This window comes from Symbiobacterium turbinis, from assembly GCF_055383075.1.
On sequence record NZ_AP042433.1, the window covers coordinates 468,227 to 489,847 of the forward strand.

The window sequence follows — 21,621 nt, forward strand, 5'->3', positions numbered from 1 at the left end:
AGGCACCCTCCGTGGATATCAGCAAGGAAGAACTCCGCCGCCGGATGATCGCCGCCCGGACGGCGATGGACCCGGCGGACCGCGCCCGCAGCAGTCGCCTGGCGCAGCAGGCGGTGCTCGAGAGCCCGGAGTGGGCCCGGGCGCAGACAGTACTGCTCTACATTCCCGTGCGTGGGGAGGCCGACACCGCTGCCCTCGCCGGGGTGGCCCGGGCGACCGCGAAGCGGCTCCTCCTGCCCCGGGTGGAGCAGGCCGCCCGCCGTCTCTGGCTCCACCGGTGGGACGGCACCGCGGCGCAACTGGTCCGCGGCGCCTACGGCATCCCCGAGCCCCGGGCCGATCTGCCGCTGGAGGACCCGGCCGCCGTCGACCTGGTCATCGTGCCCGGCGTCGCGTTCGACCGCCGGGGCTGCCGGCTGGGCTACGGCGGCGGTTACTACGACCGGCTCCTGCCTCGCATGCTCCAGGCCGTGAAGATCGGCCTGGGTTACGCGTTTCAGCTGGTGGACTGTCTGCCCGCCGAGCCCCACGACGTGCGGCTGGATGGTGTGGCCACCGAGCGCGGGCTCTACCGCTTCCCGACTGCAGCGGACCCACAGCCGGAGTGACCCAGCAGGAGTGGCCCGCAGCAGGAGTGATTCGCAGCAGGAGTGACTCGCCCAGCGACGCGCTAACCCTTTGCCTCCGCGCGCTCGACCCAGCTGGGTTGCACGGCCACCGGGCCCTCCGGGAACACCGCGACCTGAGGGACGTAGTAGAACGACATTCGCGGGTTCCGGGCGAACCACGCCTTGACGAGGTCGGCCGACCAGATCGCGGCGGCCTGTTCCAGCGCCTCGCTGGTCAGGGGCACGATGGTGCGCCGGCCCTCCAGCTCGTAGGTCAGCAGTGCCCGCTCCGCAGGGAACTCCGCGACCGGGATGGCGATCCGCGTGCGGTTGTAGAGGTAGGAACCGGGCAGTTGGCGGAAGTCGATGGGCGTGAAGTAGACACCCGAGTTGCGGAACGGGCCCAGGAGCGGCTCGGCCCACTGGGCGTACAAGTCGCGGTACAAGGGTTCAGCCTTCTGCCAGCGTTCGGAATCGGGAAACGCGCTCAGCGGCAGCAGACCCCTGCTGAGGATTCCGGGCAGGGCCTCGTCCCCGCCCAGCAGGTAGTGGTACAGCGTGTCAGTTCGGCAGACGGTTCGCAATGTTGATTCACCTCACCTGTACTTGTACGATGACCAGCCGGGCGGTTCCTGCTTTTTCGGCTGCGTTCGGGGCGCCGGATTTCCCTGGCTGTTGGCGGGGCCTTTGGGCGTGGGGTGGATGGCCCCTTGCGCCAGGTATCCGTTCTGTTCTTATTCGGTGTGGGCGCGGGCTGGGCGCCCACCGGGCGTCCGGCGTCCATTCTGTTCGAATGTGGTGTTGGCCCGGTTGGGACGCCGCTCTGACCAGGGGATGGGCTTGCTGCCCATAGTGAAACCGAACAGAAAGGAGCCCGGGCTGGCCCACAGCAACAGCTGGGCCCACCCGCAGCGGAACCGAACTGAAAGGGTAGGGGGCCTACCCGCAGCGAAGGCGAACCGGAAGGATGGGTGGCCTACCCACAGCGAGGGCGAACAGATAGGATGGGTGGGCTACCCGCATCCGATCCCAACAGAGGAGATACCCGGATTGCCCACAGTAAGGCGGCAGACTGCAACAGGGCCGGGGGTAGGTCCCCCGGCCCTGATCGCGGTTGCCGGCAGTTGCAGCGTCGCGTGCTCACTCGGCGGCCCAGCTGCGGGCCCGTTCGACCGCCCGGCGCCAGCCGGCGTAGAGCCGCTCGCGTTCCTCCTCGGGCAGCGTCGGGGTGAAGCCCCGGTCCAGGGCCCACTTGTCGGCCAGCTCCGCCTGGCTGCGCCAGAAGCCCGTGGCGAGGCCGGCGAGGTACGCGGCACCCAGCGCCGTGTGTGTTTGATCAAGAGATTGGGAGCCACTTTGATCATCCAAAAGTGAGCCACCTGACAGCCCTACAGGGCTGTTTTTGCTTCCATTGCGGTTTCCAGTTGGCGGGTTGCCAGTTTATACCTGCGGGGCTTACGGTGTTTCCGGGTGGTGCTTCAAAGCTTCCTGCCGTCGAAGGGTCTCACGGAACCGGTACGACTCCCCATTCATCTCGATGATGTGGGCCTTGTGAGTCACACGGTCTGCCAACGCTGCTGTCATCTTCTGGTCCCCGAACACCTGCGGCCATTCCGAGAATTCCAGGTTCGTCGTGATGATCAGGCTGCCCCGCTCGTACCGTGCGGCGACAAAGTGGAAGAGCAGTTCACTGGCCGGGCGGCTGAGGGACACATAGCCAAGCTCGTCCAGCACGACGAGGTCGAACCGTAGCCACTGCTTTTCGAGGCGGCTGAGGCGGTGCTCGTTCTGCGCCTCCTGCAGTTCGGCAACGAACTGGCCCACGCGCCAGAAGCGAACCCGGTAGCCCTGCCGGCACGCTGCGATGCCGAGTGCTGTAGCTAGGTGAGTCTTACCTGTCCCGCTGTTTCCAACAAGGAGGATGTTTTCCCGATCCCGGATGTACTCACTCTTGCTCAGCGCCAGGATCTTGGCCTTGTTCACGGACGGCATGACCGTGAAGTCGAAGGACTCCAGTGTTTTGGGAACAGGGAAGCCGGCAGCCTTGAGACGGCGCTGGAGTTGGTTGTCTTCCCGATGGATCACCTCCTGTTCCATGAGCGCTTGTAGGTACTCCTCAAATGTCTTGTTGTGCTCTGCTGCATCCCGCGCCAGCTCCTTGTACAGCCGCCGGACTGTGGGGAGTTTCAGGCGCTTCAGGTAGTAGTCCAGCAGGAGTTCCTGGCTCAATGCACCACACCCCCTTTCAGGAGCCGGTTGTACTCGGCCAGTGAGGGTTGCTGGACCCGAATGCCGGCCAGTTCCCCGGCGGTGGAGGTCGATGCCTCGGCTCCAAGATCCGGCTGAACAGCAAGGAGTTGCTTGACAGCCGTGTAGCAAGCCGTTCGCTGGGCCAGGGCCAGCTCCAGAGCGGTACTTACCTCTGAAACCGAATAGGCGCGGTGCAGCATGAGGATCTCGATGAACTCCCGGTCACTGCGGCCCTGCGCCTGCATCTCGGCCCGGAACTGGTGGTAAACGGGCGGAAGCTGCGCCATCCGGTAGGGCTTCGCCTGCTCCAGCGCCCCTGGCTTTACGTGAAGGAGTTCCAGGTAGTGGTCCAGAGCGAGGATCTCCCGGTTGCGCTCGTAGCAACGGAGATGACTGGCAATCTTCTCCTGCCCGGCGTAAATGTCGATCCGGTCCCAGTAGGCCCGCACTTGCAGTGGCCGGTTCGCATACTGAACCGGTACGGAGTAGCGGCAGGTCTCGAACGTCACGCAGGACACCTTGTTGCTGGAAACCAGCGCCACCTTGCAGCAATCGAATGGCCGGGCAGGGAGAGGGCGCAGGTACTTCTTCTCCTCCTCCCAGCGCTCCAGGATGGACTGCGTCGAGCCCTGGGGGATACGCCTGGCATACTCCAGGCACCGCTGCCACAGAATGGCGTTGAGTTCGTCCCAGGTTCTGGCTTCCCGGTGTGGCCCGACGATGTAACGCTGGGCGAGACCGACCAGATTCTCTACCGAGCCTTTCTCGTTACCGGAAGCCGGGTTGCAGAAGTTGCTGTCGATGAGGTAGTGGGTGCGGAAGCTCAGGAAGGCATCCTGCTCTTCCCGGTTGCGGCCTTCCAGGATTCGTTTCACCGCCTGCTTCAGGTTGTCCAGGGTCATACGGCGGGGAACTCCGCTCAAGCGCTCCAGCGCCCGCCGGAGGCCGTCGAACATGGCTTCCTGCCGCTGAGTCGGATACGCAATCACAACCGGCATGCCGCTCCAACGTAAGCGGACACACAGGATCTGGACTGTGACTTCTGCACCGTCGAGGACCACTACCGCCTCACCCCAATCCACCTCGATGCTCTCACCGGGGTCGTGGGCGAGGGGGATGAAGGCCGGCTGCACTCGCTTCAGCTTCCGGATCTTGGCGATGTAACGCCGGACGGTAGGTTCGCTGCCCTGGTAGCCCAGGGCAACCAGGTCCTCGTAGATAGTCCTTCCGGTCCACCGTTGTTTACGGGGCAAAATCTCGTCTTCCGCGAGTCGCCGCTCGATCTCTGCCTGAAACTCCGGGGTCAGCACCACGGGCTGAGCCGGTTTCTGCCGCTGGTATCGCGGGATTTCAGTCAGCTGTGCGTACTTGGCGACTGTTTTCCGAGAGATTCCGAGCGCCTTCGCCACCTGTCGCTGCGATTTCCCTTCCACATGAAGGAGCCATCTGATACGCTCAACATGAGCCATCTCGATCTTCAATCCTTTCACCCCTGCAAACTGGAAATGCGGTACATCCCAGTTTACAGGTTTGGAAGATTGAGGTGGCTCACTTTTACGTGATCAAATGGCCCCCAAATGGCTCCCTTTTAGGTTATCAAACACAGCCGTGGTCTCGGCGATTTGCGGCCGGTCGACCGGCACGCCGAGAATATCGGACTGAAACTGCATGAGGAAGTTGTTGGCCACGGCGCCGCCGTCCACCTTCAGGCGGTTCAGGCGGATGCCCGAGTCCTTCTCCATCGCGCCCAGCACGTCGCGGGTCTGGTAGGCGATGGACTCCAGCGTCGCGCGGGTGATGTGGGCCCGGCCCGTGCCCCGGGTGAGACCCACGATGGTGCCGCGCGCGTACATGTCCCAGTACGGCGCCCCGAGCCCCACGAAGGCCGGCACCACGTAGACGCCGCCTGAGTCGGGCACGGAGAGCGCCAGGGCCTCAGAGTCGGCGGACCGGTCGAAGAACCGGAGCTCGTCCCTCAGCCACTGCACCGCCGCGCCGCCGATGAAGATCGAGCCCTCCAGGGCGTACTCCACGCGGTCGCCCAGCCCCCAGGCGATGGTGGTGAGCAGCCCGCTCTCTGACGGCACGGCCCGGTCGCCCGTGTTCATCAGCATGAAGCAGCCCGTGCCGTAGGTGTTCTTGGCGTCGCCGGGCTGGAAGCAGGCCTGCCCGAAGAGCGCCGCCTGCTGATCGCCCGCCACGCCGGCGATGGGGATGGACGCGCCGAGCACGTCGCTGGCGGTCTCTCCGTAGACGTGACTGGAGGGGAGGGCCTGGGGCAGCATCGACTGCGGGATGCCGAGCTCGGCCAGGATCTCCTCGTCCCACGCAAGCGTGTGGATGTTGAACAGCATCGTGCGCGAGGCGTTGGAGTAGTCGGTGGCGTGCACCCGCCCGCCGGTCAGGTTCCAGATCAGCCAGGCGTCGATGGTGCCGAAGCGGAGCCTGCCCTGCTCGGCCTTCTCCCGCGCGCCGGGGACGTTGTCCAGAATCCACTTTACCTTGGTGCCGGAGAAGTAGGCGTCGATGACCAGGCCGGTCTTTTCCCGGATGCGCTGCGCCCAGCCCCGCGCCGCCAGGTCGTCGCACAACGGCGCCGTGCGGCGGCACTGCCAGACGATGGCGTTGTAGACGGGTTCGCCGGTCTCGGCATCCCACACCACCGTCGTCTCCCGCTGGTTGGTGATGCCGATGGCAGCGATCTCGCTCAGCGTGATCCCGGTCTGGGCGAGCACGTCCTGCACGGCACTGAGCTGGCTCGACCAGATCTCCCTGGGATCGTGCTCAACCCAGCCGGGCTGCGGGTAGATCTGCCGGAACCCGTGGTTGACCTGGCCCACCGGCCGGCCGTCGCGGTCGAAGAGGATGGCCCGTGAAGAGGTGGTTCCCTGATCGAGTGCCATAACGTAACGTTGGGTCAATACAATAGCCCCCTCTCTGGCCGGCGCCGTGAGGCGTCCGGACCTAACTGGGCACCCAGCCCCGCTCGATCATGCCCGTGGCGAGCCGGTCCACGGCGTAGAGGTAGGCGCCCTCACGCATCGATACGTTGTACCTCTGGCTGTATGCCCGCACGGCGGCGAACGCTTCGGTCATGTAGGTGTCAAGCTGGCGGTGCACGGTCTCCGCGGACCAGCGCAGGCCGCCCTGCTGGCCCTGCACCCATTCGAAGTAGGAGACGGTCACGCCGCCGCCATTCGCCAGAATGTCCGGGACGTGCATGATGCCCCGGTCCGCCAGCACCTGGGCGCCCTCGGGGGTGGTCGGGCCGTTGGCGCCTTCCACCACGATGGGCGCCTTGATCTGCTCGGCCACCGGCGCGGTGATCTGCCCCTCCAGCGCCGCGGGGATCAGGACATCTACCGGCAGGGCGAAAAGCTGCTCGTTGGTGAGCGGCTCCACGCCGGGGAAGCCGGCCACGCCGCCGTGGGCCTGCACGTACTCCGTCAGCTTGGCGACGTCGAGGCCCTCCTCCCGGTACACGCCGCCGGTGATGTCGGTGACCGCGACGACCTTCGCGCCCAGGCTCGTGATGGCATGGGCCACGCCGCGGCCCACGTTGCCGAAGCCCTGTATGGCCACCCGCGCGCCCTTCAGCTCCACGCCCCTTACCTTGCAGGCCTCGCGCGTGACGTACGCGATGCCCAGGCCGGTGGCCCCCGCGCGCCCCTCAATGCCGCCCAGGTTCAGGCTCTTGCCGGTGAACACCGAGAAGTTGATGGCGTTGGTGGACTTCAGGTACTCATCCAGCATCCAGCCCATGACGCGCGCGTTGGTGTTCACGTCCGGCGCGGGAATGTCCGTCTCAGGACCGATCATGTCGCGCAACCCCCGCACGTAGCCCCGTGCGATCTGCTCGACCACGGAGAGCGGGAGTGCGTTGGGATCGCAGATGACGCCGCCCTTCGCGCCCCCGTACGGCAGGCCGAGCACGGCGTTCTTCAGGGTCATGAGCATCGCCAGCGCTTCGACCTCTTCCTTGGTGACGCTGGGATGGAACCGGATGCCGCCCTTGTACGGGCCGAACACGGCGGCGTGCTGCGAACGGTAACCCAGGAAAGTCTCAACCGAGCCGTCGGGCATCGTCACCGCGATGTGCACCTCGAGGGTGCGCCTGGGGTTGCGCAGTACCTTGTAGACGCCCTCCGAGTGGCCCAGTTTGGCGACTGCAGCGCGAATCGTCTCCTGGGTATCTCGGAAGAACTCCTGGCCAGTCATGTACGAGATCCTCCCTTCGATCCTTGCATACGGACACCCATGCCAGTATTCAGCAAATACAGGCGCCAGTCCTGCCTCCGGCAAGGCCGGGGGCGCTGCATTTCCGTGCATACCGTGCACGCCTTGTCCTGCGCTGAATACGGCCGGTTTTCGCTCCGATTTCTATGCAATCTTGGAACCTTGCGGGGACCTTCGGCGTCTACTTTATCAATATTTGGAGAGGAGGGGGGTTCAGGTATGACCGTGATTTCACGGGCTGCAGAAGGTGTTCCGCGTCCACCGCAAGCCGGAGTCGTCCTGGGCCCGCCTTCGGTCTGCGCTGCGTCCGCAGACTGTGCGGCTGGCCTTCCGCATCGGCTCGGTCTTCGGCCAGAAGTCCCAGCTCTGGCTGCACCTGCCGCCGGTGGACACCTTTAACCTGCTGGCCCGCATCTACGAGCTGGACTGGTCCGCGTACCTGAGGCGGCGGGCGGAACTGGCTGAGCTGTTCGAACTGGAGGAGATCATGCACACGCTGGCCCGGAAGCTGAGCCTGGGGCAGCGGATGCGCTGCGAGATCGCCGCCAGCCTGCTCCACCGGCCCGAGATCCTCTTCCTGGATGAGCCCACGATCGGGCTGGACCCGGTGGCCAAGGGCGCCATCCGCGACCTGATCCGCCGGGCCAACCGGGAGGAGCGGGTGACGGTCTTCCTGACCTCCCACGACGCCGGCGACATCGAGCACCTCTGCCGGCGGTGCGGGTGCTGAAGGCGAAGGGATACGGCCTGAAGCTGGCGGTGGACACCCGGGTCTCCCCCATCGAGGCGACTTTGAGCCAGCTGCTCCGGGCGTACCCGGTGCAGGACATCGCCATCACCATGCCGCCGATGGAGCGGGTCATCGCCGCCATCTACCAGGGGAAGGGGGTGTCCGGATGAGGCGCCGCCTGTTGAAGTACGTCGAGGTCGGGCGCATCTCCGTGCGGTCCGCCTGGGCGTATGTGTGGAACCAGCTGCTGGCCACCCTGTTCCTGGTGATCGTGCTCTACGTCTTCGTCCAGCTCTGGCGGGCCACGTTCGCCGCCGAAGGTGCGGTGATCAACGGCTACACCCTGCCGGCCGCCCTCATCTCCACCCTGCCCGTGGACCTGGTGCGGGAGTTCGACTGGCTCGGTCTCCTCGGGCTGGCCGGTGCCGCGGCGATCTTCATGGGGCTGGGGGTGTGGACGTTTCACCTGGGCCTGCGCCGGTACGAGTCGGGGAACCTGCTGAGCATGCGCTCCTGAGGCGGGGGGTTCCGGCATTGCCCCTGCCGTCCATAGTGTCTCACGGCGCCGGCCGCCGATTCAGGGCCCGCCCCCGCAGTGGGGGCGGGCTTCTTTGCAGGAAACCCTTGCCTTTTGCCCATTTCGTGGTACTATGGTGGTGAAGAGTGGTGGAAAGTGGGGCGCTGTCCCATTGAACGCCCGTTAGAGGGCAACCTCCCACCGCAAGCTCTTCACCATGCGGCCGGCGCTACTGCAGGGCACCAGGCAGCGGGGGAAGACAGCCATGTTCATGGGCGAGTTCCAGCACGCAGTTGACGCAAAAGGGCGGCTCATCATCCCGGCCAGGCTGCGCGAGGGGCTGGGCGAGCGCTTTATTGCCACAAAGGGGCTGGACCGCTGTCTGTTCGTCTTTCCGCTGGCCGAGTTCGAGGCCATCAGCCAGAAGCTGCGGGGCCTCGGGATGAGCACCAGCGCCGCCCGGGCCTTCAACCGGCTCTTCTTCTCGGGCGCCACCGAGTGCGAGCTGGACCCGCAGGGGCGCGTCCTGCTGCCCGCCAACCTGCGTGAGTACGCCGGCATCGTCAAGGAGTGCGTCATCCTCGGCGTCGAGAACCGGGTGGAGATTTGGGCGCAGGAGCGGTGGGCAGAGTACAGTGAGGAGGCCGACGAGCTGTACACGGAGATCGCGGAGAAGCTGGGCTTCTGACCGCAGACGTCGGGCCGAACCCCGCAGAGGGCTGCGAACCTGGAAGAAGAGGCGATTCCCGTGGCCTTTCACCACATCCCCGTGCTCCTGCACGAGACCATGGACGCCCTGGCCGTGCGGCCGGGCGGCACGTACATCGACTGCACGGTCGGCGGCGGCGGCCACGCGGCGGAGATCCTCCGCCAGTCGGCCCCCGACGGCCGCCTGATCGGGTTCGATCAGGATGACAACGCCCTCAGGGCCGCCGGCGAGCGGCTGGCGCCGTTCGGGGAGCGCGTCAGGCTCGTGCGGACCAACTTCGAGCACATCGCCGACGTGGTGGACCGGCTGGGCACCGGTCCCGTCGACGGCGTCTTGATGGACATCGGCGTCTCCTCCCACCAGTTCGATGAGGGGGAGCGCGGCTTCAGCTACCACCACGATGCGCCGCTGGACATGCGCATGGACCGCACGCAGCCGCTCAGCGCGGCGGTGCTGGTGAACGAGTGGGATGAGGACGAGATCGCCCGGGTCATCCGGGAGTACGGCGAGGAGCGCTGGGCGAGCCGCATCGCCCGGTTCATCGTCCGGGCCCGGAGCCAGGGCCCCATCGAGACCACCGGCCAGCTGGTGGAGATCATCAAGGCGGCCATCCCCGCCGCCGCACGGCGGGAGGGCGGCCATCCGGCCCGGCGCACCTTCCAGGCCATCCGCATCGCCGTCAACGACGAGTTCGGCGTGCTGGAGCGAGGGCTGGAGGGCGCCCTGCGGGTGCTCAGGCCCGGGGGCCGGCTGGCGGTCATCACCTTCCACTCGCTGGAGGACCGCATCGTGAAGCAGACCTTCGCCCGCTGGGCGAAGCCCTGCACCTGCCCGCCGGACATCCCGGTCTGCGTCTGCGGCCGGGTGCCGCTGGCCGAGCCCGTCACCCGCAAGCCGGTGCGGGCGTCGGCGAGCGAAGTGAAGGAGAACCCCCGGTCGCGGAGCGCGACGCTCCGGGCCGTCGTCAAGCTTCAGGGAGACGAGGAGGCGAACTGAGATGTCGGCTGCACCGCAATTGACTCGGGTTCCGAAGGTTCAGCCCGCTGCCCAGCCAGCGTCCGCGCCCCGGCAGGCCCCCCGGCCGGCGCCCCGCCCGGCGCGCCCCCGGATCAGCCTCCCTGCGGTGCTCGGGCTGGTCGTGGCCTGGCTGGCCCTGATGGTGATCGCCTTCTCGGTGGTGCAGACCAAGGTGGCCACCCGGAGCGTGGAGGCCGCCACGGCGCAGGCCCGGCGGCAGATCGCGCAGCTGCAGGAGCAGAACCACGCCCTTGAGGCCATGATCGCCAACGCCGCCTCGGTGGACGAGGTGGAGCGGTGGGCCCTGGCCCACGGTATGCTGCCCCCCACCGGCGTGGCCGAGACCCTGGAGGGGCGGGAGGAGGCGGTCGCGGTGCGCACGCCTGCCGCGCCCGAGGCCCCGGCCCCGCAGGTGACCGAGGAGGCGCCGACGCTCTGGCAGGCCCTGCTGGAGCGGGTCAACAACCGGCTGAACCTGTTTGCTGCGGATTGATTGCTGCAGGCTGACCGCCAGACCGGTCCCTGCGGACAAGCTGCTCCCAGGCAGACCGCGAAACCAGGCACACAAAGACCCCCTTGCCCGACGGGCGAGGGGGTTATTCTTCTGCGCGGACAACCTGCCGCATAGACTGCCTGTGTCCAACCCTGCCCGGGGAGGCGTTGCAGGCATGAGCGCAGGCGTGCTGCAGAGGCGGCGCACGGTCGCCCTGATCGGCATCTTCGGCCTCATCTTCACCGCCCTCATCGGCCGGATGATCTACCTGCAGATCGCGGCCGGCGACTTCTTCGCCGACAAGGCGTTCCGCTACCGCATGCGCCCGGTGCCGATCCAGGCGGACCGGGGGCAGATCCTCGACCGCAACGGCTACCCGCTGCTCACCAACCGGGTCTGCGAGTCGATCTACGCCGAACCCATCCTGATCAAGGACAAGGCGGCGGCGGCGCAGGCCCTGGCGCCCATCCTCAATATGGAGCCGGAGGAACTGGAGCGGCGGATGAGCCGGCACACCTTCTTCGAGTGGCTGAAGCGCAAGGTGGACCCCGAGGTGGCCGCGCAGGTGAAGGCCCTGAACATCACCGGCATCGGCCGGGCCCCCGAGAAGTGCCGCTACTACCCCGAGGATGAGCTGGCGGTGCACGTGCTGGGCATCGCCAACCTGGACCACCAGGGCATCGAGGGGCTTGAGCTGACCTACAACGAGTACCTGAAGGGGCAGAACGGCCAGATTCAGTGCGAGTACACCGCCCGCGGGCTGCCGATGGAGGACGGCGAGTGCCACGTGCTCTACGGCGCACCGGGGCACGACCTGGTCACCACCCTGGACGTGAACCTGCAGCGCATCATCGAGCGCGACGTGGAGCGGGCAGTCCTTGAGACCAACGCCCAGCGGGCCGCCATCATCGTGATGGACGTGAAGACCGGCGAGATCCTGGCCCTGGCCCAGTGGCCCCGCTACGACCCCGAGCTGGGCGGCAACTCCGACCCGCAGCTGCGCCGCATCTTCACCGTCACCGACGCCCTGAACCCCGGCTCCATCTTCAAGCCCATCACCGCCGCGGCGGCCCTGGACAGCGGCGTCATCGACCGGAACACCGTCATCCACGACACCGGCTGCATGACGGTGGAGGGCTGGTCCATCTGCAACTGGGACCACAAGGGGCTGGGCAGCGTTCGGATCGACACGGTCATGGCCAAGTCCTCCAACGTCGGCTTCGGCACCCTGGGCATGTGGCTTGGGGCCGACCGGTTCTACGAGTACCACGCCCGGTTCGGCCTCGACCGGCCCACCGGCATCGACCTGCCCGGCGAGGCCACGGGCCAGTATCGGCCCAAGAAGGAGGCCACCGCCATCGACCTGGCGGTGCAGGCCTACGGCCAGACCCTCACCGCCACGCCCATCCAGATGCTCACCGCCATCGCCGCCATCGCCAACGACGGCAAGCTGATGTGGCCCCACCTGGGCAAGGCCATCTACGACCACGAGGGCAACCTCGTGAAGGAGATCCAGCCCCGGGAGGTGCGCCAGGTGGTGTCGCCCGAGGTGGCCCGCTACGTGCAGGAGCTGATGGTAGAGGTGGTGGAGACCGGCACCGGCAAGAACGCCCGTGTCGCGGGGTACCAGGTGGGCGGCAAGACCGGCACCGCCAACAAGGTGATCGACGGGCGCATCGCCCAGGGCAAGTACATCGCCTCCTTCGTCGGCTTCGCCCCGTATCCCGACCCGCAGGTGGCGGTGCTGATCTCCATCGATGAGCCGGTGGGCGCATACTACGGCGGGCAGATCGCCGCCCCGATCTTCGGCGAGGTGATGGGCTCGGTGCTCGCCTACCTGGAGGCGCCCAAGTCGGAGGCGCCGCCCCGCAGGCAGCGGGAACCCTGGGAGCCGGAGCCTCCGCGGGAGCCGGAGCCGGCCCTGGTGCCCCCGCTGGTCAACCTGCCGGTCCCGGACGCCGAGCAGGTCGCCCGGGAGGCCGGCTTCACGGTCTCCTTCACCGGCGCCGGCAGCTACGTGGTGAGCCAGTTCCCCCTCCCCGGGGCCACGGCCTACAAGGGCGGCGAGATCGTCGCGAACCTGACCCCGCCAGGGCCCGGATCCCGCGAGGTGACGGTGCCGGCGCTGTCGGGCCTGTCGCTGCACGAGGCGGCGCGCACGCTGGCCGAGCGGGGCCTGCTGATGGAGGCGGAGGGCCGGGGGGCGGTCTACCGGCAGGATCCGCCCGCGGGCACCCGCGTGCCCAGCGGAACCCCGGTCAGGGTATTCCTGAAATTCCCAGAACAAAACAGTCGCTGATTTCGTAAAAGACTGCAGAATAGAGGAGGTATCTCACCACTATTATGTGGAAATAATGGGCAACAGAAGGTGCAACCTCCGGTAAAGTGAGGCGGATTGCACGATGCGGGTGAAGGATTGCCTGGTTGTGGGCCGGCTGCTTCAGGGAGACCCGGCGGCCGAGATCACCGACGTCGTCTACGACTCGCGGGAGGTTACGGCCGGCGCGCTGTTCGTCGCCCTGCCCGGGCGGAACGCCGACGGCCACGACTTTGCGGCCGAGGCGGTGCAGCGGGGGGCGGCGGCCCTGGTGGTGGAGCGGCCGGTCGCTGCGCCCGATCACGTGGCCGTCATCCAGACCGACTCGGCCCGCGCGGCCCTGGGCCGGCTGGCCGCCCTCCTCTGGCGCCACCCGTCGCGCCGGATGCGGGTCGTCGGGGTGACGGGGACCAACGGCAAGACGACCACCACCCACCTCATCAAGGCGGTGCTGGAGCGCCAGGGCCACCGGGTGGGGCTGACCGGCACGGTGCACACGCTCATGCCCGGGGAGCGGCGGCCCGCCAGGCTGACCACCCCCCAGGCCTCCGACCTCCAGCGGCTCTTTCACCAGATGGCGGAGGCAGGCTGTACGTACGTGGTCATGGAAGCCTCCTCTGAAGGACTCGACATGAACCGTGTAGATGATGTAGAGTTTGACCTTGGGGTATTTACGAATCTTACCCAGGATCATCTGGACTATCACGGTACGTTCAGCGCCTACCGGGAGGCCAAGGCCCGGTTCTTCCGCCTGCTGAGCCGTCCCGGCTACAAGGCCCGCAAGGCCGCCGTGCTCAACGCGGACGACCCCGCCAGCGGGTACTACCGCTCCGTCACCGAGGTGCCGGTCTACACCTACGGGATGCGCCCCGGCGCGATGGTGCGGGCGGTGGATGTGGACCTGAGCCCGGCCGGCACGCGGTTCCGGCTCTGCACCCCGCAGGGCGAGGTGCCGGTCGCGCTGCGGCTGGTGGGCCGGTTCAACGTATACAACGCCCTGGCCGCGGCGGCCGCCGGGGTGGCCGAGGGCGTCGACCTGGCGGTGATCCGCGCCGCCCTGGAGGCGGAGGAGGGGGTGCCGGGCCGGCTGCAGCCGGTGCGGGCCGGCCAGCCCTTCGGGGTCTTCGTCGACTACGCGCACTCGCCGGACTCGCTGGAGAACGTGCTGCGCACGGCCCGGGCCTTCACCCGGGGCCGGCTGATCGTCGTCTTCGGCTGCGGCGGTGACCGTGACCCCACCAAGCGGCCCATCATGGGGCGCATCGCCGGGTGTCTGGCGCACCACACCATCGTCACCTCGGACAACCCGCGGAGCGAGGACCCGGTCCGCATCGTCCAACAGATTGAGTCCGGCCTGGTGGACGGCATCCTGCCCAGCCATACCTACGAGGTGGTCATCGATCGGGCGGAAGCCATCCGCCGGGCGGTGACCATGGCGGAGCCGGACGATGTGATCGTCATCGCCGGCAAGGGGCACGAGACGTACCAGATCTTCAAGGACCGCACCATCCCCTTCGACGACCGGGCGGTGGCCCGCTCGTTGATTGAGGCGCGGGTCGGAAAGGGCGGATCGAGTTGACACATCTGTTTACCGCCGCCGAGATCGCCGAGCTCACGGGAGGCCGCGTGGCCGCGGGCGACCCGGCCGCGCGGGTGACCGGCCTGGCGTGGGACAGCCGGCGGGTACAGCCCGGCGACTGCTTCGTGGCCCTGGTGGGCGAGCGCGTGGACGGCCACGACTTCGCCTGGCGGGCTGCCGGCGCCGGGGCCGCCTGCATCCTGGCGGCCCGTCCGGTTGCCGCCGGAGGGGCGGCCGTCGTGGTCTGCCCCGACCCCCTGCTGGGCCTGGGGCGCCTGGGCCTGGCCCTGCGCAGCCGCCACCCGCGCCTGCGGGTGGTGGGCGTGACCGGGTCGGTGGGCAAGACCACCACCAAGGAGATGGTGGCGGCGGTGCTGAGCGAGCGTTTCCGGGTCTTCCGGACGGAAGGCAACCTGAACTCGGAGGTGGGCCTGCCGGCCTCGCTGGCCGGCCTCAGCGCCGACCACGAGGCGGCCGTGCTCGAGATGGGCATGCGCGCCCTGGGCGAGATCGCCTACCTGGCCTCCATCGCCCGGCCGCAGGTGGGTGTGGTCACCAACGTGGGCATCACCCACCTGGAGCTGCTGGGCACGCAGGCGAACATCGCCCTGGCCAAGTCGGAACTGGTGCGGGCCCTGCCGGCGGACGGCGACGCCGTGCTGAACGCCGACGACCCGCACGTGCGGGCGATGGCCGCCGCTACAAAGGCCCGGGTCTGGTACTACGGCCTGACGGCCCGGGAGGCGGCCGCGGCCGTGCCGGGCACGCCCGGCAGGGCGAGTCCGCCCGCTGCGGCGGGTGCGCCTGAGGAGGGCGCGGCGCGCTGGGTGACCGCTGCCGACGTGCGGCCCGACGGGCCGATGGCCCAGCGGTTCCGGCTGGTGAGCTGCATGGGAGAGGCCGACGCGTACCTGCCGGCGCCGGGGCCCCACAACCTCCTCAACGCCCTGGCCGCCGCGGCCGTGGGGCTCTCGCAGGGCATGGACCCGGAGGCGGTGGCCCGGGGGCTCGCCCGGTTCCGGAACGCCGGCAGCCGGATGCGGCTGGTGGAGGCAGGGGGCATCCGTATCCTGGACGACACGTACAACGCCGCCCCGGCCTCGGTCATCGCTGCGCTGGAGGTCATGCGGAGCCTCGCCGGCCCCGGCGGCCGCTGCGTCGCCGTGCTGGGCGAGATGTACGAGCTGGGCGAGATGGAGGTGGAGGGGCACCGGCAGGTGGGGGCTGCCGCGGCGCGGCTGGCTGACGAACTGGTGGCCGTGGGCGAACTGGGCCGCCACATCGCGGCCGGCGCACGGGAGGCGGTGGGCGGCGGGAGCGCCACGCAGGCCGGCGAAGGTGCGGGCGGTGCCGGGGGCGCCCGGCTCCGGGAGGTGCATGAGGTGCCCGGCAACCGCCAGGCGGTCGCCCTCCTGCAGGAGCGCCTCCGCCCGGGGGACACGGTGCTGGTGAAGGGCTCCCGCGGCATGACGATGGAGGAGATCGTACAGGCGCTCGCAGCACACCTGGACCGGCCGCAGCCGTAATCCCGGAGCGTCTGCTGCAGAACACGAGGAAAGGGCTCGATTTTATGGAACAGACCACGCTGCTTCGCCTGGCCGGCGCCGGACTTACCGCACTCATCGGGGCCCTCGCCCTGGGTCCCGTGGTCATCCCGCTCATGCGGCGGCTGCGGGCCGGGCAGACGATCCGGGCCGAGATGTCGGCCCGCCACCAGGCCAAGGCGGGGACGCCCACCATGGGCGGCATCATCTTCGCCATCCCCGCGCTGCTGGCCACCCTGATCTTCGCCCCCCGGGCGGGCGACGCGCTGCTCCGGCTGATCATCGCCCTGGTGCTCACCGTGGGCCACGGCCTGGTGGGCTTCGCCGACGACTACATCAAGGTGGTGCTGAAGCGGTCGCTGGGGCTCCGGGCCCGCGACAAGCTGCTGGCGCAGGTCGCGCTGGCGGCGGTGCTGGGCTACGGGGCGGTGGAGGTGCTGGACCTGGGCACCGCCGTGACGCTGCCTCTGGTCAACCTCACCTTCGACCTGGGCAAGCCGCTCTACTACCTGCTGGTGCTGGTCATGGTCTGGGGCACCGCCAGCGCCGTCAACTTCGCCGACGGGCTCGACGGCCTCCTGGGCGGACTCAGCGTCATCACCTTCGGCTTTTACGGACTCGTGGTCGCCCTGGCCGTGGGGCAGGTCGACATGGCCGTGCTGGGCACGGCCCTGGTGGGCGGGGCTCTCGGTTTCCTCTACTACAACCGGCATCCCGCCCGCATCTTCATGGGCGACGTGGGCTCGTTCGCCCTGGGCGGCGCCCTGGCCGCGATGGCGGTGCTCACCAAGACCGAGTTCCTGCTGGTCATCGTCGGCGCCGTCTACGTGATCGAGGTCATCTCGGTCATCCTGCAGGTGCTCTCCTTCCGGCTGACCGGCAGACGCATCTTCAAGATGGCCCCGCTGCACCACCACTTCGAGCTGCTGGGCTGGTCGGAGGGCCAGGTGCTCCGGCTCTTCTGGGGGGCTTCGCTGCTCTTCACCATCCTCGGCTGGCTCGCCCTGCCCGGGATGCTGGGCGCGCGGTAGCGGGTCTGCCCGGGGCGCCGCCCCGGAGGCCGGCCGGGCAGTGACAGATTGAGGGGGTCGGCTCTCGTGCAGGTACAGCGCAGGAGTCCGGACTACACCCTCATGGCAGTGGTTGCGTTATTACTCGGCATTGGAATTGTCATGGTGTATACGTCCAGTACCGCCATCGCGGAGGCGGACTTCGGCAACCGGTACTACTTCCTGGTGCGCCAGGTGATCTGGGTGGGGGTCGGCCTCGCCGCCATGGCGCTTTTCGCCAGCATCAGCCCGTGGTTCTGGCAGAAGCACAGCCGCACGGCCCTGCTGGTGGCCATCGCCCTGCTCGTCCTGGTCATCATCCCCGGCGTCGGCATCTCGCGCCTGGGCGCCCGGCGCTGGCTGGGCTACGGCCAGCTGGCGTTTCAGCCCTCCGAGGTGACCAAGTTCGCCTACATTATGTGGCTCTCCACCTACCTGGCCAGGTACGCCCGGGACGTGGGCGACTTCGTGCGGGGGCTCCTGCCCCCCGTGCTGGTGCTGGGCCTGCTCTTCGGGCTGATCATGCTGCAGCCCGACCTGGGCACGTCCATGACCCTGGCCGGCACCGGCGCCCTGATGATGTTTGCGGCCGGCGCCCGGCTTACGCACCTGGCGGGCCTGGGGGTGGTGGGGGCGCTCGGGGTCTTCGCCCTGGCGAAGATCGACGAGGAGCGCTGGAGCCGCATCACCACCTTCCTCAACCCCTGGGCCGACCCCACCGACTCGGGCTACCAGATCATCCAGGCCCTGCTGGCCTTCGGCTCCGGGGGGCTGTTCGGCGTCGGCCTCGGCGAGAGCAGGCAGAAGTACTTCTACCTGCCCGAGCGGCACACCGACATGATCTACGCGGTGCTGGGGGAGGAGCTGGGCTTCATCGGCGCCGCGCTGGTGCTGCTGCTCTTCTTCGCCTTTGCGTGGCGGGGCTACCGCATCGCGATCCAGGCGCCGGACCGCTTCACCAGCCTCCTGGCGGCGGGGGTCACCTCGCTGATCACCCTGCAGGCGGCCCTGAACATCGCCGTGGTCACGGCGTCCGTGCCCTCCACGGGCATCCCGCTGCCCTTCCTGAGCTACGGCGGCACCTCGCTCCTGATCACCCTCTCCGGGGTGGGCATCCTGCTGGGGGTCTCCCGGCACTGCCGCAACTAGCGGCCGCACGACGTGGCAACGCACTTGAAGGAGGTTCTCCCCATGCGCTACCTGATCACCGGTGGCGGCACCGGCGGCCACATCTATCCCGCCCTCTCCATCGCCCGGGCCCTGGCCGATCTGGACCCGGAGGCCGCGCTGCTCTACGTGGGCACGAAGACCGGGCGCGAGGCGTCCGTCGTGCCGCAGAGCGGCATCGACTTCGCCACCATCGCCAGCGGCGGGGTGATCAACCTGGGCCTTGTGCAGAAGGTGCGCGGGGGCCTGCGGGCCGCCCGGGGTGTCCTGGAGGCGCTGGGCCACATCCGCCGGTTCCGGCCCGACATCGTCATCGGCACCGGGGGCTTCGTCGCCGGCCCGGTGCTGGCCGCCGCCCGCCTGGCGCGGGTGCCCTCGGTCATTCAGGAGCAGAACGCCTTCCCCGGCGTCACCAACCGCCTGGCCGCCCGGTGGGCCACGGCGGTCTTTGTGCCGTATGAAGAGGCGCGCGCCCACTTCCCGCAGGGTGTGCGCCTGATCCGGGTCGGCAACCCCGTCCGCCCGCAGATCGCGGCCGCCTCCCGTGAAGCCGGTCGGGCGGCCCTGGGGCTCAGCGAGCGCGACCGGGTGCTGGTGATCATGGGCGGCAGCGGCGGGGCCCGCGACTTCAACCGGGTGGCGGCCGAGGCCGTCATGCGGCTGGAGGTGCCGGGCCTCAGGGTGGTGCACATCACCGGCGAGCGCTACTTCGAGCAGGTGAAGGCGCAGTACGGCGACCAGGCTCCGCACGTGACCCTGCTGCCGTACGCGCACAACATGCCCGAGGTCTACGCCGCCGCCGACGCAGGGCTCTTCCGCGCAGGGGCCCTTACCCTGGCGGAGATCCAGGTGCGGCAGCTGCCCAGCGTGCTCATCCCCAGCCCCAACGTCACCCACAACCACCAGGAATGGAACGCCCGCACCCTGGAGCGGCGGGGCGCGGCGGTGGTGCTGCGGGAGGCGAACCTGACGCCCGCCGACCTCTCGGATGCGCTGACCCGGCTGCTGACCGACGGCTCCCTCGCCGAGCGCATGCGCGCCGCCCTGGCCGAACTGGCCGAACCCGACGCGGCGCAGACCATCGCCCGGCGCATCATCGGCATCGCCCGGCACGCCGGTCGTGCCCGGTAGCGCGGGAAGGAGGCAAGCCCCATTGTCACCCATCGCAGGACGGCTGCGTAGCATAATCCGCGACCCGGGCCGCATTCGCCAGGCCGAACCCCTGAAGCGCCACACGTCCATTCGCATAGGCGGGCCGGCCGATTACCTGATTCACGTGGCCGACCGCCACGAGCTCTCCGGCCTGCTGCGCCTCGCAGGCGAGGAGGGCCTGCCTGTCTACATCCTCGGCAGCGGCAGCAACCTGATCGTCTCCGACGAGGGGGTCCGCGGGCTGGTGCTCCGCCTCACCGGCGAGTTCGGCCAGCTCGCCATAGACGGCAGCACGGTCCGCGTCGGAGGCGGGTGCAGCCTGCCGAAGCTGGCCCACCAGGTCTCGCAGCTGGGCCTGGGCGGCATCGAGTTCGCCTGTGCCATTCCCGGGACCGTCGGCGCCGGGCTGGTGATGAACGCCGGCGCGCACGGCGGCGACCTGGCACAGGTGGTCACCGAAGTCACGGTGATGTGGGGCGACGGGCGCCTGGAGCGCCTGGGCCCCCGAGAGATCGGGTTCGGATACCGGAGTACGCGCCTTCAGGGGACCTCGGCCATCGTGGTCGAGGTGGTGATGGCCCTGCGCCCCGCCGACCCGGCGGCCTTGCAGGGCGCGATGCGGCAGCATCTGGACCGGCGCCGCGCCACCCAGCCTCTTCAGCACCCCAACGCGGGTTCGGTCTTCAAGAACCCGCCGGGTGACTTCGCCGGCCGGCTGATCGAGCAGGCCGGGCTGAAGGGGGAGCGGGTGGGCGATGCGCAGGTCTCCGAGAAACACGCCAACTTTATCGTCAACCTGGGCCAGGCCACGGCGAAGGATGTGCTGACACTGATGGACCGGGTTCGCAGTACCGTGAAGCAGCGGTTCGGAGTGTGGCTCGAGGCCGAGGTGAAGATCTGGGGGCACAACCCCTGGTTCCTGCCCTGATGGGCCGGCCTCTGGGCACAGGGCTCCGGCCGCAGGAGGTCGCATGCACAGTGAAGCAGCATGAGCGCTACGTGGTCGCAGGGGGGTGCCGCCTTCATGGGCAGGTCGCGATCAGCGGCGCGAAGAACGCCGCCTTGCCGATTCTGGCGGCGGCGCTGCTGACGCCGGGCGAGTCGGTGATCCACAACGCACCGATGATCCGCGACGTGGCGGTGATGATCGAGATCCTGCACAAGCTGGGGGCCCGGGTGGAAGAGGGGCCCGAGGGCGTCTCGGGACGCACCCTGCGCATTCGGGCCGACGGACTCAACGGCCAGGAGGTCGGGGCAGATTTCACCCGCGAGATGCGCTCCTCCATCTTCCTGATGGGCCCGCTCCTGGCCCGCGTCGGCAAGATCCGAATCTCCTATCCCGGCGGCTGTGCGATCGGCCCGAGGCCGATCGATTTTCATCTACGCGGGCTGGAGATGCTGGGGGCCCGCATCGAGGAGCGGTTCGGTTACATCGAGGCCAGCGCTCCCAGGCGGCTCCGGGGAACCGAGATCTACCTGGACTTTCCCTCTGTCGGCGCCACCGAGAACCTGATGATGGCGGCCGTGCTGGCGGAGGGCACGACGGTGATCCGCAACGCGGCGCGGGAGCCCGAAATCGTGGACCTGCAGGCCTTCCTCAACAAGATGGGGGCGAAGGTGCGCGGGGCGGGGCTCGACGTCATCCGCATCGACGGCGTCCGCCGGCTCGGCTCGGTGGAGCACACCGTCATCCCGGATCGCATCGAGGCCGCCACCTTCCTGGCCGCCGCGGCGATCACCGGCGGCGAGGTGACCGTGCAGGGGGTGATTCCCGAGCACGTGGACGCGGTGACCGCCAAACTCCGGGAGATGGGCACGACCGTGCGCGAGTACGGCAACGCCATTACGGCCGTGGGGCCCCGGCGGCTGAAGGCGGCGGACCTGAAAACCCTGCCCTACCCGGGCTTCCCCACCGACATGCAGCCGCAGATGATGGCGCTGATGGCCGCGGCCGATGGGACGAGCATCATCACCGAAACGATCTTCGAGAACCGGTTCAAGGTGGCCGACGAGCTGCGCCGGATGGGGGCGAACATCAAGACCGAGGGGCGCACCGCGGTGGTGCAGGGGGTGCCGTCGCTCTCGGGGGCGACGGTGGTCTGCCCGGCCCTGCGGGAGGGGATGGCCCTCATCCTCGCCGGCCTGGTGGCCGAGGGCGAGACCACCATCGACGAGGTTTACCACATCGACCGGGGATACCAGCACCTGGACCAGAAGCTGACCCAGCTGGGGGCGACGATCGTTCGGCAGTAG

Annotated in this window: 20 protein-coding genes and 1 pseudogene; 15 read left to right on the plus strand and 6 right to left on the minus strand. The window is 68.7% G+C overall.

The window, feature by feature from the left end:
• Positions 1 to 11: 11 nt before the first annotated feature.
• Positions 12 to 608 (plus strand): 5-formyltetrahydrofolate cyclo-ligase, encoded by a 597-nt coding sequence (locus ACZ45O_RS02245; protein ID WP_464855337.1) that lies wholly within the window; start codon positions 12 to 14, stop codon positions 606 to 608.
• Between the two features lie 62 nt (positions 609 to 670).
• Here ACZ45O_RS02245 and ACZ45O_RS02250 read toward each other — a convergent pair whose 3' ends face one another.
• The 6 genes and pseudogenes from ACZ45O_RS02250 to ACZ45O_RS02275 all read right to left on the minus strand — a co-directional run bounded on the left by ACZ45O_RS02250 (position 671) and on the right by ACZ45O_RS02275 (position 7,076).
• Positions 671 to 1,192, minus strand: a complete 522-nt coding sequence (locus ACZ45O_RS02250) for a hypothetical protein (RefSeq protein WP_464855338.1) — start codon at positions 1,190 to 1,192, stop codon at positions 671 to 673.
• Between the two features lie 556 nt (positions 1,193 to 1,748).
• A pseudogene (locus tag ACZ45O_RS02255) lies at positions 1,749 to 1,934 on the minus strand (glycerol kinase); the annotation flags it as partial.
• A 129-nt stretch (positions 1,935 to 2,063) separates the two neighbouring features.
• Positions 2,064 to 2,837 carry an IS21-like element helper ATPase IstB gene (gene istB / locus ACZ45O_RS02260; RefSeq protein WP_011196820.1) on the minus strand — a complete coding sequence of 258 codons (774 nt, stop codon included), beginning with the start codon at positions 2,835 to 2,837 and terminating at the stop codon, positions 2,064 to 2,066.
• A complete protein-coding gene (gene istA, locus ACZ45O_RS02265; protein WP_464857611.1) occupies positions 2,834 to 4,327 on the minus strand; it encodes an IS21 family transposase in 1,494 nt (497 codons plus the stop codon). Before istA ends, istB begins: the two co-directional genes overlap by 4 nt.
• A 93-nt stretch (positions 4,328 to 4,420) precedes the next feature.
• A complete protein-coding gene (glpK, locus tag ACZ45O_RS02270; protein WP_464855339.1) occupies positions 4,421 to 5,779 on the minus strand; it encodes a glycerol kinase GlpK in 1,359 nt (452 codons plus the stop codon).
• Positions 5,780 to 5,822: 43 nt separating this feature from the next.
• Positions 5,823 to 7,076 (minus strand): Glu/Leu/Phe/Val family dehydrogenase, encoded by a 1,254-nt coding sequence (locus ACZ45O_RS02275; protein ID WP_464855340.1) that lies wholly within the window; start codon positions 7,074 to 7,076, stop codon positions 5,823 to 5,825.
• A gap of 265 nt (positions 7,077 to 7,341) precedes the next feature.
• Between ACZ45O_RS02275 and ACZ45O_RS02280 the strand changes: the two genes are divergently transcribed.
• From ACZ45O_RS02280 to murA, 14 genes are all read left to right on the plus strand, one after another.
• Positions 7,342 to 7,824, plus strand: a complete 483-nt coding sequence (locus tag ACZ45O_RS02280) for an ATP-binding cassette domain-containing protein (protein WP_464855341.1) — start codon at positions 7,342 to 7,344, stop codon at positions 7,822 to 7,824.
• Entirely contained in the window at positions 7,812 to 7,994 is a 183-nt protein-coding gene (locus ACZ45O_RS02285; protein WP_464855342.1) for a hypothetical protein, read from the plus strand. Before ACZ45O_RS02280 ends, ACZ45O_RS02285 begins: the two co-directional genes overlap by 13 nt.
• Positions 7,991 to 8,341 carry a hypothetical protein gene (locus ACZ45O_RS02290; protein ID WP_464855343.1) on the plus strand — a complete coding sequence of 117 codons (351 nt, stop codon included), beginning with the start codon at positions 7,991 to 7,993 and terminating at the stop codon, positions 8,339 to 8,341. The genes ACZ45O_RS02285 and ACZ45O_RS02290 overlap by 4 nt, the downstream gene beginning before the upstream one ends.
• A gap of 265 nt (positions 8,342 to 8,606) precedes the next feature.
• Positions 8,607 to 9,029 (plus strand): division/cell wall cluster transcriptional repressor MraZ, encoded by a 423-nt coding sequence (gene mraZ / locus ACZ45O_RS02295; RefSeq protein WP_464857628.1) that lies wholly within the window; start codon positions 8,607 to 8,609, stop codon positions 9,027 to 9,029.
• A 60-nt stretch (positions 9,030 to 9,089) separates the two neighbouring features.
• Positions 9,090 to 10,046, plus strand: coding sequence for a 16S rRNA (cytosine(1402)-N(4))-methyltransferase RsmH (gene rsmH / locus ACZ45O_RS02300; RefSeq protein WP_464855344.1), 957 nt, complete (start codon positions 9,090 to 9,092; stop codon positions 10,044 to 10,046).
• A 127-nt stretch (positions 10,047 to 10,173) separates the two neighbouring features.
• On the plus strand, positions 10,174 to 10,560 hold the full coding sequence (locus ACZ45O_RS02305; protein ID WP_464855345.1) for a hypothetical protein: 387 nt from the start codon (positions 10,174 to 10,176) through the stop codon (positions 10,558 to 10,560).
• 175 nt (positions 10,561 to 10,735) lie between these two features.
• Positions 10,736 to 12,859 carry a penicillin-binding transpeptidase domain-containing protein gene (locus ACZ45O_RS02310; RefSeq protein ID WP_464855346.1) on the plus strand — a complete coding sequence of 708 codons (2,124 nt, stop codon included), beginning with the start codon at positions 10,736 to 10,738 and terminating at the stop codon, positions 12,857 to 12,859.
• Positions 12,860 to 12,962: 103 nt separating this feature from the next.
• Positions 12,963 to 14,456 (plus strand): UDP-N-acetylmuramoyl-L-alanyl-D-glutamate--2,6-diaminopimelate ligase, encoded by a 1,494-nt coding sequence (locus ACZ45O_RS02315; RefSeq protein WP_464855348.1) that lies wholly within the window; start codon positions 12,963 to 12,965, stop codon positions 14,454 to 14,456.
• On the plus strand, positions 14,453 to 15,982 hold the full coding sequence (locus ACZ45O_RS02320; RefSeq protein WP_464855349.1) for a UDP-N-acetylmuramoyl-tripeptide--D-alanyl-D-alanine ligase: 1,530 nt from the start codon (positions 14,453 to 14,455) through the stop codon (positions 15,980 to 15,982). The genes ACZ45O_RS02315 and ACZ45O_RS02320 overlap by 4 nt, the downstream gene beginning before the upstream one ends.
• A 44-nt stretch (positions 15,983 to 16,026) precedes the next feature.
• Entirely contained in the window at positions 16,027 to 17,031 is a 1,005-nt protein-coding gene (mraY, locus tag ACZ45O_RS02325; protein ID WP_464855350.1) for a phospho-N-acetylmuramoyl-pentapeptide-transferase, read from the plus strand.
• Positions 17,032 to 17,172: 141 nt separating this feature from the next.
• Complete coding sequence (ftsW, locus tag ACZ45O_RS02330) at positions 17,173 to 18,198, plus strand: putative lipid II flippase FtsW (protein ID WP_464855351.1); 1,026 nt, start codon at positions 17,173 to 17,175, stop codon at positions 18,196 to 18,198.
• A gap of 42 nt (positions 18,199 to 18,240) precedes the next feature.
• Positions 18,241 to 19,347: an undecaprenyldiphospho-muramoylpentapeptide beta-N-acetylglucosaminyltransferase gene (gene murG, locus ACZ45O_RS02335; RefSeq protein WP_464855352.1), complete on the plus strand. Its 1,107-nt coding sequence runs from the start codon at positions 18,241 to 18,243 to the stop codon at positions 19,345 to 19,347.
• A gap of 22 nt (positions 19,348 to 19,369) precedes the next feature.
• Positions 19,370 to 20,296, plus strand: coding sequence for a UDP-N-acetylmuramate dehydrogenase (murB, locus tag ACZ45O_RS02340; protein WP_464855353.1), 927 nt, complete (start codon positions 19,370 to 19,372; stop codon positions 20,294 to 20,296).
• Positions 20,296 to 21,621: a UDP-N-acetylglucosamine 1-carboxyvinyltransferase gene (gene murA / locus ACZ45O_RS02345; RefSeq protein WP_464855354.1), complete on the plus strand. Its 1,326-nt coding sequence runs from the start codon at positions 20,296 to 20,298 to the stop codon at positions 21,619 to 21,621. Before murB ends, murA begins: the two co-directional genes overlap by 1 nt.